The sequence below is a fragment of the Planococcus sp. VCh962 genome, from assembly GCF_057748275.1.
Map to the genome: position 1 here is coordinate 71,949 of NZ_JBYLHS010000005.1, position 14,785 is coordinate 86,733.

The following is a 14,785-nucleotide window of genomic DNA, read 5'->3' on the forward strand; positions in this document are numbered from 1 at the left end:
CAACGAAAGAAGCCTGCCTCAATTTTTTTGCTTGAAAAAATAAAAACTGACTCCAAAAGGAGTCAGCTAAGTGCTTCCGTGATGACCGGTACAATTTGTTTTTTGCGGGACACAACGCCTGGCAGAAGGACCCGGTTGTCAACGACACTTGATCGGAAAGCTCCTTCAATGATGTCGGCTCTTTTCCCAAGAACAATCGCCACAGAATTATTGTTCAGAATATCTGTTACGACGAAGGCGAACAAATCCAATCCTTTTTTGCCGATTACTTGCTGCATCAAGACTTCCAATTCTTTTTGGCGCGTAATCACGTCATTGACATCGATGGCGTTAACTTGGGCCACTTCAAAACGATGATTGCCAGCTTCAAATTCCTTGGAATCCAAAGACATCAAGTCTTCCAGGGTTTTATTGCTTAAATCTGCTCCTGCTTTCAGCATAGCCAGACCGTACTCTTGTGCATCCACCCCTGCAATTTCTGCAAGTTCACCCGCTGCAGCAACGTCTTGGGGTGTGCAAGTTGGTGATTTGAATAAAAGCGAATCCGAAATAATAGCTGACAGCATAAGGCCGGCAATATTGGCTGGAACTTCTACACCGTTTTCTTTGAACAATTTCAATAGAATCGTTGTTGTGCAGCCCACTGGCTCAGCACGGAAATATAATGGATCCGTAGTTTCAAAATTGGCAATCCGGTGATGGTCGATTACTTCAATGACTTGAACTTCACTAATGTCTTCAGCACTTTGCTGGCGTTCGTTATGGTCAACAAGAATAACTTGCGACACTTCTTCCGATACGCGTTCAACCAGTCTTGGTTGCTCAAAAGCGAATTTCTCCAATGCGAAAATCGTTTCGTTGTTCAATTCACCTAAACGGATCGGTTCTGCAGTCATTCCGATCTGATTTTTTAAGTAAGCATATGAAATGGCTGAGCAAATAGAATCCGTGTCCGGATTTTTATGCCCAAGTACAAAAACGTTTGACATAATTAATAGCCTCCTGAATGAAGTTGGTTTCCGTGATAATTTTAACACAACTTTACACAAATGAGTTTTTCCAGTTCCGCTAATTTCTTATTTTCCTTTCCCTTCTGTTTTGGAAAAACGAATCACTATAAAATTGTTTTAATATTCAATTTACTTTCTACCATTTAACTCAATTAGGTAAAAAGCACTTTTTATTTAGAATATATAGTTAATAATCACCCTTGTTTTTCCACTATTAAAAAAAGTTTTTAGAAAATAGAAATAATTATATACATTTTAATAGGACAAATGATATAATTCCCATAACTAATTTATTGCTTTCCAAAAAAGGAGCGAATTTAATGACCATAATTCTGGAAAAAAAATACATTCCTCTCGCTGACTACTTCGCCTCTGCGTCTTCACCTAAGATTACTTTGTCATTCAACGAAATTGAACAGATCATGGGCCAGCAATTGCCGAATGCCGCCTACTTGAATAAAAGCTGGTGGAAAAAAACAAAACCGCCCGCCAAACATTTTCACGCCTGGATGGACGCGGGTTATCACGTCAGTGACATTATCACAAATCGTTACGTCACTTTTGAACGGACAGATGCTTCTGGAGCCCACAATGCCAATGCCGGCAATGAGGATATCCTGCTGATCCGTGCCGCTGAACACGGAGATGCCCGCTCACTTGTCACCTTGCAGCGCCAAGTTGAATCGGAATCTGATTTTATGCTGTACGGAAAAGACGAACGCATCCAATCCACCCAAAGCATGAGAAAACAAATAATCGACTGGAAACAGAAAGGCCACTCCACTATTTTTATCGCTATTTTGAACGGCGAACATGTCGGCTATTTAATGATTATCGGAAATGGCGCTAAACGTGCATCGCATCGGGCAGAGCTTGTATTAGGCGTCCAAAAAAGCGCTCAGAATAAAGGCATCGCTACTTCTCTTCTTCAAAGAGCAGAAGAGTGGTCGGCTACAAAAGGTGTTACCCGCCTGGAAATGACCGTTGTGGAAGAAAACACGGCAGCCCGCAAGCTTTATGATAAGTCCGGCTATGAAAAAGAAGGTGTCCGCAGAAAGTCATTGATTATCGACGACAAACCTTACGATGAAATCTATATGGCTAAATTTTTGGATTAAAAAAGCTCGCAGCTGCGAGCTTTTTAATTTGGAGATATTTAATTTAATATAGTCAGCCACAAGTATAGGCCCGTCAATGTGATAAATAAAGTTGGAACCGTTAATATGATGCCGATTTTGAAATAATAGCCCCAGCTGATTGTAACTCCTTTTGCTTTTAGAACATGGAGCCAAAGAAGCGTAGCAAGCGAACCGATCGGCGTAATTTTCGGTCCAAGATCCGATCCGATCACATTGGCATAAATCAATGCATCCCTCATGACCCCAGTGGTGTTCGTTTCTGCGATAGCGAGTGCATCGATCATGACCGTTGGCATATTGTTCATGACAGACGACAAAATCGCTGCTATAAAGCCCATGCCGATTGTAGCAGCATAAAGGCCATGGCTCGATGTCCATTCGATAGCAGATGCCAGAACCGACGTCAATCCTGCATTCCGGAGCCCGTAAACCACGACATACATACCAATCGAGAAAAAGACGATGTTCCAAGGCGCCCCTTTCAATACCGCTTTCGTATGGACAGATTCACTTCTGCGTGAAATGGCCAGGAACAAAATTGCGACCGCACCTGCGATAAAGGATACCGGTATGCCAAGTGGGCTGCTGATGAAATAACCGACTAGCAATACTGCGAGTACTGCCCAGGATAAGCGGAACAATTTCAGGTCTTTTATTGCCGAAGCCGGTGTTTTTAAAGCACTCGAGTCAAACTGCTTCGGTATGTCTTTACGGAAGTACAAGTACAATACAAGCATGCTGGCCAAGATGCTGAACAGATTCGGGACCACCATATGAAGGGCATATTCAGTAAAGCCGATGCCGAAAAAGTCGGCCGATACGATATTGACCAAATTGCTCACGACAAATGGCAATGAAGCCGTGTCCGCGATAAATCCGGATGCCATGATAAATGGCAAGATCATGGTTTCTTTGAACTTCAAAGCCCGCACCATTGCAAGGACAATCGGCGTTAGAATCAGCGCCGCTCCGTCATTGGCAAATAATGCCGCTACAATGGCCCCGAGCACGATAACCAGGAAAAACATGCGCAATCCGCTGCCTTTGGCAAAACGCGCCATATGTAATGCGGCCCATTCAAAAAAGCCGATTTCATCGAGAATCAACGAAATAATAATTAGCGCCACAAACGTCAACGTGGCGTTCCAGACGATTCCAGTAACATCCCAAACATCGCCTAAATCCACTACTCCCACGAGCAGCGCAATAACAGCCCCTGCCATCGCCGACCACCCGATCGACAGATTCCGTGGCTGGGCAATGACAAAAAATAACGTAACAATAAAAATAAACCCTGCTAACCAAACTTCCACTATTCCCTCTCCTTATTCACAAACCACTTTTTTCCCTTCTGCAACCAATGTTTCAACCGTACGTTCCGGTTCAGGAAGCAGGCTTAATAAATGAATCAGTATCGGATATTGGGGATGCCGGATATTCAACCCCCAAATAGTCCAACGTCCCCGCTTTTCTTCGGTAACCAGTTCCGCCTGCTTTAATTTGCGCATATGCTGACTGATGGCAGGCTGTGTCATATCCAGAAGCTCTGTGAATTCACAAATGCACAGCGAATCTTTCATCAAGTATTTCAAAATAAGCATCCGATTATGATCACTAATTGCCTTTAAATATGATTCCATCTGTAAATAATCCATTATTCCACCTTCTTCGGCTTAGTCTTGCTAATTATATAAGTGTTTGCTTATTGATTCAAGAGGGTAGTTCAGATTCACTTGGAAAAACTGAAGATCACTTGCAGAATCAGGCTGTCGAGAAACTCTCGATAGCCTTTTCTCATTTCGCTCCAGGGCGGACGCTTTCCGCGGGCACAGCTTCAGCCCATAGCTGTCAACTTAAGTAAAGGCGGAGGCATTTTCCGCACAAAAAAGCCCCGGCAGCTAAAACTGCCGGAGACTTCATTTTAATAGATTAAGCTAATTGCTCCAGAACTTTCAATGCTTCACGGTTGAATGCCGGAATATCGTCCGGCTGGCGGCTTGTCACCAATTGATTCTGGCAGACCACCACTTCTTTGTCGACCACTTTTGCACCAGCATAATCCATATCAACTTGAATCGATTTATAACCGGTTGCGTCGCGGCCTTCAAGCGCTTTCGCCGTAATCAGCAGCTGAGGACCATGGCAGATCGCGAAGACTGGTTTCTTCGCATCCATAAAGGCTTTCGTAAATGTTACAAAGCGGTCATCGGCACGCAATTGATCCGGAGAAAAGCCTCCTGGCAGGAATAAGGCATCGTATTCATCCGGATTCGCTTCATCGATTCCTTTGTCGATCGTCACAACGGCTTCACCTTGCTTGCCGGTCACTTCTTTTCCAGCTTCTTTCTCAATCGTAAAGACTTCATGGCCTGCATCGTTGAATGCTTTTGATGGATCCGTATATTCTACATCTTCAAACATATCTGTGATCAGTGTTGCAATTTTCGCCACTATCTTTCACTCCTTCTGTGTAAGTATTCTTTTTTAGTATTCCACACATAAAAAAGATTAAACACGGAGCCTACCGAAACTTCGAGACGAACGGATTGTCGCTTTCCCAAAAACGGTATGGATAGTGGACAGCCTCCTGTGAATTGCCGATGCCGACGCGCGGACCAACTGCTATTGCGTGGACCGGATCGCCTTCAGCGATATAAAGCGGACGTTCGGTAAAATGATGGCCGTAATAGTCCATGGTGATGCCCATCGCTTTTGTCAGTTTTCCAGGGCCGCTCGTCCATTGCTTGATCGGCATATGCTTGCCGCGAAGCTGTGCCATCAAATCAATTCCTTCGACCGGCTCTACTGCCCGGATCAGAATCGCCCGCGGTGTATCCACCGGGCCGCTGACCACATTGATCAATGTATGGGTATGCATTTGATACGTATAAACAAGTCCGGGTTTGCCGAACATCACTTCCGTGCGTTTGGTGCGCCGATTCCCGAAGCTGTGTGCGGCGCGGTCTTCCGCCCCCATATACGCTTCTGTTTCCACAATGCGCCCTGCGACGATTCCTTCCGGCAATTCGTGTACCAGAATTTGGCCGAGAAGGCTTCGGGACAGCTCAAGGGTCGGAGCTTCAAAAAATTTGGCCGAGACTGGCGTAAACATAGATACATCCCTCCTAATCCGTATTATACCGGATTAAGAGCGGTTACTGCCTGTATGAGCGGTTCAATTTCCCGGATTGTACCGTCCTGGAAAGCTTGTACAATGGCGCTTCCGACAATAAACCCATCAACATCTTCACGCAGCATGTCAACATGCTGCGTCTTTGATATGCCAAAACCGGCATAGACCGGCACCGGACTTTTCTCGCGGACACGCCGCATGAAAGCCTGAACTTCTTCTGGCATCTCCGCGCGTGCTCCTGTGATCCCTTTTACCGTAACCGCGTATACAAATCCTTCCGCCTCGCTAAGAATGGCATTGAGCCGTTCCTCTGTCGTTGTCAACGTTACGAGCTGGACCAGCGCAATCGCTTCTTTCTTCGCATAGGGTTCTACTAGCAGCCGGTGTTCATAAGGCAAATCCGGAATAATCAAACCGGAAACCCCTGCTTTTTTGCAATCTTTTACAAACCTTTCAACGCCATACCGAAAGACTGGATTCAAATACGTCATAATGAGCAAGGGCACTTTTACTTCAAATTTCCAGCTGCTCATCTCATCGAGCACTTTTTGCAGCGTTACACCTTCTTTTAATGCCCGATTGCCCGCAGCTTCGATTGTCGGTCCATCAGCAACAGGATCAGAAAACGGAATGCCGATTTCGATGGCTGTAACGCCCGCTGCCTGCAGATACTGCACTTGTTCACTCAGGCGTCCCAGCCCACCGTCGCCTGCCATGATATACGCCACAAAGGCTTTGCCACCGGATTCTTTCAAATCTTTCAACCTTTTCATGACAAGCCCTCCAATCTTTCCGCATATGTCGCCATATCTTTATCGCCGCGTCCGGAAACACAGATGACCAACAGTTCATCCGGCTTCATTTCTTTAGCCGTTTTCTCAGCTTGCGCAATGGCATGTGCCGATTCAAGAGCCGGGATGATTCCTTCAAGACGGGAAAACGTGACAACAGCTTCCAGAGCTTCAGCATCCGTAATGGATACATATTCTACTCGCCCGATCTCAGCCAGATGAGCATGTTCAGGGCCAACCCCCGGGTAATCCAATCCCGCTGAGATCGAGTGGGCTTCCAGTACTTGCCCTGCTTCATCCTGCAGCAATTTCATAAAGGCTCCGTGCAGCACCCCTTCTTTTCCTTTTGCCATTGTCGCTGCATGTTTTTCCGTATCGAGCCCTTCCCCTGACGCTTCCACTCCAATTAGGCGAACCGCTTCATCTTCTATAAACGGGTAGAACATGCCAATAGCGTTGCTGCCACCGCCAATGCAAGCAAGGACCGTATCCGGCAAGCGCCCTTCATGCGCCAACATCTGCCGCTTCGTTTCCTCACCGATAACGCTCTGGAAATCGCGTACCATTGTAGGGAAAGGGTGAGGTCCGAGTGCCGAACCGATGAGATAATGCGTGTCTTCAACATTGGTCACCCAATAACGCAGCGCTTCATTGACCGCATCTTTTAAAGTCGAACTGCCTTTTGTGACACTTTCAACCCGGGCGCCGAGCAATTTCATGCGGAACACGTTCAATTGTTGGCGCTTGATGTCTTCTTCTCCCATAAAAATGACGCATTCCAGATCGAACAGTGCACAGACCGTCGCCGTTGCTACACCGTGCTGGCCGGCTCCGGTTTCTGCAACAATTTTGCGTTTGCCCATGCGCATGGCAAGCAGCGCCTGACCGATTGCGTTGTTGATTTTATGGGCGCCTGTATGGTTCAAGTCTTCACGTTTCAAATACACTTTCGGTCCGCCCCATGCTTCTGTTAAGCGTTTTGCAAATGTCAACGGCTGTTCCCGGCCGACGTATTCAGACAAATAATGATGATATTCTTTTATGAATTCAGGATCTTGCTTGGCTTTCGCATACGCTTCTTCCAATTCCTTGACCGCTTTCATTAATGTTTCCGGAACAAACTGTCCGCCGTATTTGCCAAAAAAACCGTTTTTTTCTACTGTCTGCTGCATCAAATCACCCTTTGCCCGCTGAATAAATTGCTGTATTTTCACCGCATCTTTTCTGCCTTCTGTCTCCACGCCGCTAGACACGTCCACCATGTAAGGGCTGGTTTGGCTAATGGCTGCCTGGACGTTCCCTGGATTCAATCCTCCTGCTACAATTAGCCGGGACGGATCAACCTGCGCTCCTTGCAATAAGGTCCAGTCAAACACATGGCCGCTGCCGCCCCGGTAATCTGTACCGGGTGCATCCACTAAAATAAAATCAGCTGCTGAATTTTCCAGCTTTTTTACATCTTCTTTGCTGCGAATTGAAAATGCCTGAATGACCGGCACCTCAATCGCCTGAACTAATTCATCCGGCTCATCGCCATGCAATTGAACCATCGTTAAAGGCACTTTTCGTACTGTTTCCTGTATCGCTTCAAGCGGCGCATTTACGAAAACCCCTACTTTTTCAGTTCCTGCCGGAACATGCTTTGCCAGTTCTGCAGCCCTTTCAATGGTTACTTGACGCTTGCTCGGTGCAAAAACGAATCCTATAGCGTCGGCTTGTTTAGCCGCCTCGACATGTTGTTCTTCCATAAGCCCACAGATTTTCACTCTCGTCATTTGATTGCCTCCTCAGCTGTCGCTTCCCTTATCCAAACGCCTGGATGTTCAGAACGCATCAATGCTTCTCCAACCAATATGCCAGAAGCTCCGCAGCTAAAAACAAATGATGCATCTTCTTTAGAGTGCAGTCCACTTTCGCTGATCAGCAAGCTCTTGCCGCCAAACGGAAAGCTTTTAGCCAGTTCCGCTGTGCGTTCTAAGGACACTTCAAACGTCTTTAAATCTCGGTTATTGATGCCGATCAATTCGGCATCAAGCTCCAACGCGCGTATAAGTTCTTGTTCGTCATGCACTTCTACCAGCACTTCAAGTCCGAGGCCTTCTGCATATTCAAACAATCGGTGCAATTCTTCTTTTTCAAGCGCAGCAACAATCAGTAAAATAATGGTTGCGCCGGCATTTTTAGCACGATCAATCTGGATTTCACTAATCATAAAATCCTTGCACAAAACAGGAATCGATACACTTTTTGCAACTTCCTGCAAATCGTCGATTGATCCTTTAAAAAAAGTTTCATCCGTTAAGACCGAAATGGCTGCTGCACCGGCCTCTTCATATTTCCGGGCCTGCTCGACAATATCCACTTCTGTCTGGATATCTCCTTTTGAAGGTGAAGCTCGCTTGATTTCAGAAATGACCCCTTTTTTATTTCGTAAGCGATCAGCCAACTTTGCTTTCCCAGGAAAAATTTGGCCGCTCGGCTCCACTTTCCCGTAATTTTTAATTTCTGTTCGTTTGGTTTCAATGATTTTATCCAGAATTGTCACACCAACACCCCCGAAGCTAAACGATGCAGTTCAAACACTTTTGCGGTTTCCCCAGACACGATTGATTTCCGCGCTTGATGCACGCCTTCAGCTATGGACTTTGCCCGTCCGCTTACATAAAGCACCGTCCCTGCATTGAGTGCCACGGTGTCCAAATATGGGCTTTCTTTCCCGGCAAGCACTTCCAGGAAAATTTCTGCATTGCGTTTCGGTTCTCCTCCGCGAATCGCTTCAATCGGCGCCGTATCAAGCCCTGCTTCATTTGGGTGAATCGTCATATTTTGTTTGCCGTGTTCATTAAAAACGATTAATTCGTTTACGCCCGCCAATGATAATTCGTCCAATCCGCCTGCTCCGTGGACGATGGCTCCGCGTGTCCTGCCAAGGCGCATCGCTGCTTCTGCCATTGGCTCCATCATATCGCGGCGGTAAACGCCGGTCATTTGGATGGTAATTGGGAGAGGATTGGCCAAAGGTCCCACTAGATTGAAAATCGTTGGCGTACCGATGCTTTTGCGCACTTCACGAAGACCTCCAAGCGCCGGATGAATGGCCGGAGCAAATAAAAACGCAATTCCCGTACTGTCCAGCATTTCCGGAATCCGCTCCACTTCCACTTTAGTGGAAATGCCGAGTTCTTCTAGAACGTCGGAACTCCCAGTTTTGCTCGAGACGCTGCGGTTGCCATGCTTAGCCACCGTCATCCCGCATCCTGCGAGAACAAATGCCGTTAAGGTACTGATATTGAAGCTATATGAACGGTCGCCACCAGTTCCGCAAACGTCGACTAGCTCGCCGCTTACTTTTGGAAGCGCCACTGCTTTTTTTCTCATGGCTTTGACCATGCCTACCAATTCATCAGCGGTTTCGCCTTTTTCATGAAGTTCAATCAGAAACTGCTTAATGCTTTCCTGCCCTACCGTTCCACTCAATACATCCAACGATTTTTCCAACATGCTCTGCTCTGTTAAATTCTCTGCTTTTCTCATGCTCTTCTCTCCTCAGCTCGTATTTAAATGCAAAAATCCCCGCAACCGGATGGATATCCGGTTGCGGGGACGGGGTTAAACCGCGGTACCACCACGCATTAATGCAATTTTGCACTCACTTAAAACAGGCTCTTCGCCTTTCCCTTTAACGCAGGGCCTACGTCTCCCTTACTCGCTTCCGCTTTCAGGCCAGCTCTCCTAAGTCCATTCGCGCAAGTAACCCAATCAGCTTCCACCAGCCGCTGACTCTCTAAAATGGATTCTCCTGCCTACTCGTCTCAATCCTCGATTTAAACACTCTTCTATTCTGATCTCTTCTAGGCTCTTCTCTCAAATAGACTTGTTACTCGTTCAACAAGTTGACATTTATATTACAATCGTTTCGTATATTCTGTCAAGTCTTATTAGTCGAAATAATTTGTATACATCTTTTTTCTACTGATATTCCGCCAAGAAATTAGCATAGCGGAGGTTTTTCATGCACCGAAGCTAGCGCAGCGATGCAGGTGCAATGCAGAAACACCCGTCTTTGCCTTATCCGAAGCGGCATCCTGCAAATGCATCAACTCCAGCGCTCAATCAAAACTTCTCTGTTGTTGATAATGATGATTCAGCTCTTTACGCAACGCAGCTTTCAGGAATTTTCCGACGGATGTTTTCGGAACTTCCTTCAAAAACACCACATCATCCGGCACCCACCACTTGGCAAATTGTTTTTCCAAATAAGCCAGCAGCTCTGCTTTTGTTTGATCGTTTCCTTCGTAGCCCTCTTTCAAAACCACACAAGCAAGCGGACGCTCCAGCCATTTCTCATGAGGAATCGCCACCACTGCCGCCTCAAATACCGCTTCATGCGTCATCAGCGCATTTTCCAAATCGACAGAAGAAATCCATTCTCCTCCGCTTTTGATCAAGTCTTTCGTCCGATCAGTCAGTTTGATGTAGCCATCCGGTTCAATAACCGCGATGTCACCTGTATACAACCAGCCATCCCGAAAAGCGTCCGCTGTACGGTCGTCTTTGTAATATTCATCGGCAATCCATGGGCCTCTGACATTCAGTTCCCCCATTGTTTGCCCATCCCACGGCGCTTCCCCTTGTTCATTAACAATCCGGACTTCAAGGCCTGGCATAGGAAGCCCAGCCATTGAACGACGCTCGATGCGTTCTTCCACTGACAAGTCTGCCATCGCTGAAGTTGTAATTGCCAGGCTGACGAGCGGCGAAGTTTCGGTCATGCCATAGCCGGTGACAAACGGCACATTGTATTTTTCTTCAAATGCCCGGATCAACCCTTTTGGTGAAGCCGAACCGCCGCAGATAATCATCCGGAGCGTCTCTAAATTGCGCGGATTGCTTTCAAGCTCTTTTAATATACCGAGCCAGATGGTCGGTACTCCAGCTGTCAATGTCACCTTTTCCTGTTCAATCAAGTCAAGGAGCATGCCTGGTGCAAATCCCGGACCCGGCAATACTTGAGTCGTTCCAAACAGCACCGCCGCAAACGGCAGACCCCATGCATTGGCATGGAACATCGGAACAATCGACATCGCAACGTCGCGCTCGGACAATCCCATTGAATCGCTCATTCCGAGTGCAAAACTATGCAACACAAGCCCGCGATGCGAATAAACTACACCTTTCGGATTGCCTGTAGTCGCTGATGTATAGCACATGCCGGCTGGTGTGTTCTCGTCCAGGTCTTGCGGGAACTCATAGCTGCCATCTTCAGCGCCGATCAGCGCTTCGTATGAATGGACGTTTTTCAGAGAAGTTTCAGGAAGCTCTATGCCGTCTTTCATGATGATGAAATGCTTGACCGTTTTCAGCTGCGGTGCGATTTTTTCAATCAGCGGAAACAAATCATGGTCCACCAGCAAAATGTCATCTTCCGCATGGTTGATGACATAAATGATATGTTCAGGAGACAGCCGGATATTGATCATATGCAAAATTGCCCCTGCACCCGGAACACCAAAATACAGCTCCAGATGCCGGTGATGGTTCCAGGCAAAACTGCCGACTTTGGTCCCCCGTTCCATTCCGATTTTTTCCAGTGCACTTGCCAACTGGCGCGTCCGTTTGGCAAAATCCTTATACGGAATGCGGTGGATCGTCTCTCCTGTACGTGAAATAATCAGCTTTTCCGGAAAATACTGCTCAGCACGTTTTACAAAAGAAGATAACAGCAGCGGTGCATTCATCATTGGACATCAAGCTCCTTTTTCGTTGCAATTTTGGATTCACTTAATTTTGCTTAGCGGGATTTCACTGCTTGTTGGCGAGCCTTAAAATGCGGGTGTTGATGGCGTTCATATCCTTTTAAGACCGGAGCCAGGCAACAATCGACTGTTATTGATAGGCTATACCATTCCTGCCATTCTTTGGTTTTGAAAAAAGCTGTTACTTCTGCGTGTTCGGCACTTCCTGCCGGCTTGGCACTCCAGCTTTGCCAATGGGGCTTTTCCGCCAATTCACAAAATTTATGCCAGAATTTCTCTTCAAGTGCCCCTAATGTGACGTAACGTCCATCTTTTGTTTCGTAGATTGCGTAACTGATGCGGCTTCCTGAAATTTCAGGGATTCCACAGTCCGACACGCCCGCTTCATGATAAATATCATGATTGCCTTGAAATTCAGCCATTGCTCCGGCCAAGGCGATGTCTATATAGGCTCCTTCACCGGTACGGAATTTCTGCAGCAGCGCTGCCGTAATTTTTTCAGATGCCAATAAACCTCCTGTATAATCGGCAAATGTATTGGCCGGATGCACAGGGCGGCCATCGCTATCAGCCAGCTGTTCCAAGGCTCCCGATAACGCTAAATAATTCAAGTCGTGGCTGCCCAGTTCCGCTAGAGGCCCTACTTGCCCGTATCCCGACAGCGAACAATACACCAAATCCGGTTTTACCGCTTTGAGGCTTTTATAGTCCAGCCCCAGTTTCTTCATGACCCCCGGCCGAAATGTTTCAATCAATGCGTCTGCCGTTCCAGCTAATTCCAACATCCGGCCGCGCCCTTCTTCCGATTTCAAATCCAGCTGAATGATGGTTTTCCCTTTATTGTTTGCTTCATGCACATAGCCGCCGCCCATATAACGCGCCGGGTCACCCATTGGCGGTTCGATTTTGATCACTTCCGCGCCCATCTCTGCCAGGCGCATGCTGGCATAAGGGCCAGGCAAATAATACGTGACATCCAATACCCGAATTCCATTGAGCGCCTTTTCCATCTATAAGCCCATCCGTTTGGCGATGATGGTTTTCATGATCTCATTGGACCCGGCATAGATGGCAGCAACCGGAGTATCCCGGTAACGGCGGGCAATTTTATACTCTTCCATATAGCCATAGCCGCCGTGCAGCTGCATGCACTCGCCCGCAATCTTTTTCGCCGTATCCGTCAGCCAGTATTTCGCCATCGACACTTTGGAAACAATGTCTTTTCCGGCCATATGGTCTTCAATTAAAGACTCCAGAAATGAATGGCCGAGCTCTATTTCAGTTGCCATTTCCACAAGCTTGAATTGCGAATTCTGAAATGAACCGATCGGTTTGCCGAACGCTTTTCTCGACTTGACGTAATCGAGTGTCATTTCCAGCATATCCTCTGAAGCGGTCTGGGCGGCAATTGCGACAACGAGGCGTTCTTGCTGCAATTTTTCCATCAAATATGTAAAGCCTTTATTTTCCTCGCCGATCAAATTTGCTGCCGGCACCGCGCAATCCTCAAAATACAATTCAGAAGTGTCCTGCGCATGAAGGCCGACTTTATCAAGTTTCCGGCCTTTTGTAAATCCAGGCATGCCTTCCTCAATCATCAAAAGCGAAATGCCCCGATGTTTCGGTTCCACTTTCGGGTCTGTTTTCACGACCACCAATGCATGGGTGCAGTTAATGCCATTGGTAATAAAAGTCTTTTGTCCATTGACGATATAACGGTCTCCGTCGCGGACAGCTGTTGTTGAAATATTGGCGAGGTCTGAGCCTGCCCCAGGTTCTGTCATAGCAATCGCTGTGATAAAATCTCCGCTGATGCACCCCGGCAGCCAGCGCTGTTTCTGCTCTTCGGTTCCGTAAGCTTCGATATAGGGCACGGTGATATCATTATGAAGCCCAACTCCCGTCAAACTGGTGCCAACACGCTCCAATTCTTCGCCGATAATGACAGCGTAGCGAAAGTCCAAACCCAAACCGCCGTATGGTTCTTCTACTTGGGGGCATAAGAACCCCATTTCTCCGAGGCGTTTCCAAAATGTTTTGGGAATGATATGATCCCTTTCCCATTTTTCATATTGCGGAACGGCTTCTTTTTCAAGGAATTTCCTTAAAGATTTTCGGAACAGTTCATGCTCTTCTTCTTCAAATCGGTATTTCCCCATTATTTATTCCCTCCTTACTTCGGCTGCATGCGAATGGCACCATCCAGCCGGATGACTTCACCATTCAACATAGGATTTTCAACGATGCTTTGGACAAGCTGCGCATATTCATCAGGCCGCCCTAAGCGTGCAGGAAATGGCACTGAAGCAGATAAAGACTTTACCGCTGCTTCCGGCAGGCCATCAAACATCGGTGTTTGCATCAGCCCTGGCGCAATGGTCATCACGCGGATGCCGTCTCTTGCGAGTTCACGGGCAATTGGCAGCGTCATCGACACAACGCCTCCTTTTGAAGCACTGTAGGCAGCTTGCCCGATCTGGCCTTCATAAGCTGCAACAGATGCTGTTGAAATAATCACTCCACGCTCTCCTTCCACATTGGGCTCATTTTGTTGCATGGCCGCCGCTGCAACCCGGATAACATTGAATGTGCCAATCAAATTAACCTGGATGACTTTTTCAAACTGACTGAGCGGAATCGGCTCGCCTTTTGAGACGACTTTCCCCGGTGTCCCGATGCCCGCGCAATTGATCACACCGGTAACATCACCCCATTTATCAATCACTTTTGCGAAATTGCGTTCTACTTGCTCGGCATCTGTAACGTCTGTTTCAAAATAGCAGACGTTTTCTTCCCCTAATTCAACAATGATTGATCGAGCACGTTGTTCGTTTAAATCAAAAATGGCGGCTTTTCCTCCATTTTCAACTACGCGGCGCACAGTCGCTTCGCCGAGACCCGATGCCCCGCCAGTCACAATTGCTTTCATTTCTGGTATTTTCATATCCAGCCTCCA

At 47.1% G+C, this 14,785-nt stretch carries 14 protein-coding genes and 1 other annotated feature; of the genes, 1 reads left to right on the forward strand and 13 read right to left on the reverse strand.

What is annotated here, in order from left to right; all coding sequences use genetic code 11:
- Positions 1-62: 62 nt before the first annotated feature.
- Complete coding sequence (locus AC3AQ9_RS14150) at positions 63-989, reverse strand: manganese-dependent inorganic pyrophosphatase (RefSeq protein WP_488308132.1); 927 nt, start codon at positions 987-989, stop codon at positions 63-65.
- Between the two features lie 341 nt (positions 990-1,330).
- Between AC3AQ9_RS14150 and AC3AQ9_RS14155 the strand changes: the two genes are divergently transcribed.
- Positions 1,331-2,128 carry a GNAT family N-acetyltransferase gene (locus tag AC3AQ9_RS14155; protein ID WP_488308133.1) on the forward strand — a complete coding sequence of 266 codons (798 nt, stop codon included), beginning with the start codon at positions 1,331-1,333 and terminating at the stop codon, positions 2,126-2,128.
- A 38-nt stretch (positions 2,129-2,166) separates the two neighbouring features.
- Here the strand turns inward: AC3AQ9_RS14155 and AC3AQ9_RS14160 are convergent, their stop codons facing one another.
- From AC3AQ9_RS14160 to AC3AQ9_RS14215, 12 genes are all read right to left on the reverse strand, one after another.
- A complete protein-coding gene (locus AC3AQ9_RS14160; RefSeq protein WP_488308284.1) occupies positions 2,167-3,465 on the reverse strand; it encodes an arsenic transporter in 1,299 nt (432 codons plus the stop codon).
- A gap of 9 nt (positions 3,466-3,474) precedes the next feature.
- Positions 3,475-3,804 carry an ArsR/SmtB family transcription factor gene (locus AC3AQ9_RS14165; RefSeq protein WP_488308134.1) on the reverse strand — a complete coding sequence of 110 codons (330 nt, stop codon included), beginning with the start codon at positions 3,802-3,804 and terminating at the stop codon, positions 3,475-3,477.
- Between the two features lie 274 nt (positions 3,805-4,078).
- Positions 4,079-4,600 carry a type 1 glutamine amidotransferase domain-containing protein gene (locus AC3AQ9_RS14170; protein ID WP_488308135.1) on the reverse strand — a complete coding sequence of 174 codons (522 nt, stop codon included), beginning with the start codon at positions 4,598-4,600 and terminating at the stop codon, positions 4,079-4,081.
- Positions 4,601-4,670: 70 nt separating this feature from the next.
- On the reverse strand, positions 4,671-5,261 hold the full coding sequence (locus AC3AQ9_RS14175) for a DNA-3-methyladenine glycosylase (protein ID WP_488308136.1): 591 nt from the start codon (positions 5,259-5,261) through the stop codon (positions 4,671-4,673).
- 23 nt (positions 5,262-5,284) lie between these two features.
- Positions 5,285-6,055: a tryptophan synthase subunit alpha gene (gene trpA / locus AC3AQ9_RS14180; RefSeq protein WP_488308137.1), complete on the reverse strand. Its 771-nt coding sequence runs from the start codon at positions 6,053-6,055 to the stop codon at positions 5,285-5,287.
- Positions 6,052-7,848, reverse strand: coding sequence for a tryptophan synthase subunit beta (gene trpB, locus AC3AQ9_RS14185; RefSeq protein WP_488308138.1), 1,797 nt, complete (start codon positions 7,846-7,848; stop codon positions 6,052-6,054). Before trpB ends, trpA begins: the two co-directional genes overlap by 4 nt.
- Positions 7,845-8,618, reverse strand: a complete 774-nt coding sequence (trpC, locus tag AC3AQ9_RS14190) for an indole-3-glycerol phosphate synthase TrpC (RefSeq protein WP_488308139.1) — start codon at positions 8,616-8,618, stop codon at positions 7,845-7,847. The genes trpB and trpC overlap by 4 nt, the downstream gene beginning before the upstream one ends.
- The gene (trpD, locus tag AC3AQ9_RS14195; RefSeq protein ID WP_488308140.1) at positions 8,615-9,607 is read right to left on the reverse strand and encodes an anthranilate phosphoribosyltransferase; all 993 of its coding nucleotides are present in this window, start codon (positions 9,605-9,607) and stop codon (positions 8,615-8,617) included. Before trpD ends, trpC begins: the two co-directional genes overlap by 4 nt.
- Before the next feature lie 62 nt (positions 9,608-9,669).
- Positions 9,670-9,902 (reverse strand) — a binding site (T-box leader).
- A 280-nt stretch (positions 9,903-10,182) separates the two neighbouring features.
- On the reverse strand, positions 10,183-11,814 hold the full coding sequence (locus AC3AQ9_RS14200; RefSeq protein WP_488308141.1) for a long-chain fatty acid--CoA ligase: 1,632 nt from the start codon (positions 11,812-11,814) through the stop codon (positions 10,183-10,185).
- Positions 11,815-11,864: 50 nt separating this feature from the next.
- Entirely contained in the window at positions 11,865-12,839 is a 975-nt protein-coding gene (locus AC3AQ9_RS14205; protein WP_488308142.1) for a CaiB/BaiF CoA transferase family protein, read from the reverse strand.
- Positions 12,840-13,988 (reverse strand): acyl-CoA dehydrogenase family protein, encoded by a 1,149-nt coding sequence (locus AC3AQ9_RS14210; protein WP_488308143.1) that lies wholly within the window; start codon positions 13,986-13,988, stop codon positions 12,840-12,842.
- Positions 13,989-14,002: 14 nt separating this feature from the next.
- Entirely contained in the window at positions 14,003-14,773 is a 771-nt protein-coding gene (locus AC3AQ9_RS14215; RefSeq protein ID WP_488308144.1) for a 3-hydroxyacyl-CoA dehydrogenase, read from the reverse strand.
- Between the last annotated feature and the right edge of the window lie 12 nt (positions 14,774-14,785).

What these genes read in the sequence shown, in the direction of transcription:
- AC3AQ9_RS14150 (WP_488308132.1), bottom strand. Translation starts at nt 989, where the DNA reads ATGTCAAACGTTTTTGTACTTGGGCATAAAAATCCGGACACGGATTCT.
- AC3AQ9_RS14155 (WP_488308133.1), top strand. Translation starts at nt 1,331, where the DNA reads ATGACCATAATTCTGGAAAAAAAATACATTCCTCTCGCTGACTACTTC.
- AC3AQ9_RS14165 (WP_488308134.1), bottom strand. Translation starts at nt 3,804, where the DNA reads ATGGATTATTTACAGATGGAATCATATTTAAAGGCAATTAGTGATCAT.
- AC3AQ9_RS14175 (WP_488308136.1), bottom strand. Translation starts at nt 5,261, where the DNA reads ATGTTTACGCCAGTCTCGGCCAAATTTTTTGAAGCTCCGACCCTTGAG.
- trpA (WP_488308137.1), bottom strand. Translation starts at nt 6,055, where the DNA reads ATGAAAAGGTTGAAAGATTTGAAAGAATCCGGTGGCAAAGCCTTTGTG.
- trpB (WP_488308138.1), bottom strand. Translation starts at nt 7,848, where the DNA reads ATGACGAGAGTGAAAATCTGTGGGCTTATGGAAGAACAACATGTCGAG.
- trpD (WP_488308140.1), bottom strand. Translation starts at nt 9,607, where the DNA reads ATGAGAAAAGCAGAGAATTTAACAGAGCAGAGCATGTTGGAAAAATCG.
- AC3AQ9_RS14200 (WP_488308141.1), bottom strand. Translation starts at nt 11,814, where the DNA reads ATGATGAATGCACCGCTGCTGTTATCTTCTTTTGTAAAACGTGCTGAG.
- AC3AQ9_RS14205 (WP_488308142.1), bottom strand. Translation starts at nt 12,839, where the DNA reads ATGGAAAAGGCGCTCAATGGAATTCGGGTATTGGATGTCACGTATTAT.
- AC3AQ9_RS14210 (WP_488308143.1), bottom strand. Translation starts at nt 13,988, where the DNA reads ATGGGGAAATACCGATTTGAAGAAGAAGAGCATGAACTGTTCCGAAAA.
- AC3AQ9_RS14215 (WP_488308144.1), bottom strand. Translation starts at nt 14,773, where the DNA reads ATGAAAATACCAGAAATGAAAGCAATTGTGACTGGCGGGGCATCGGGT.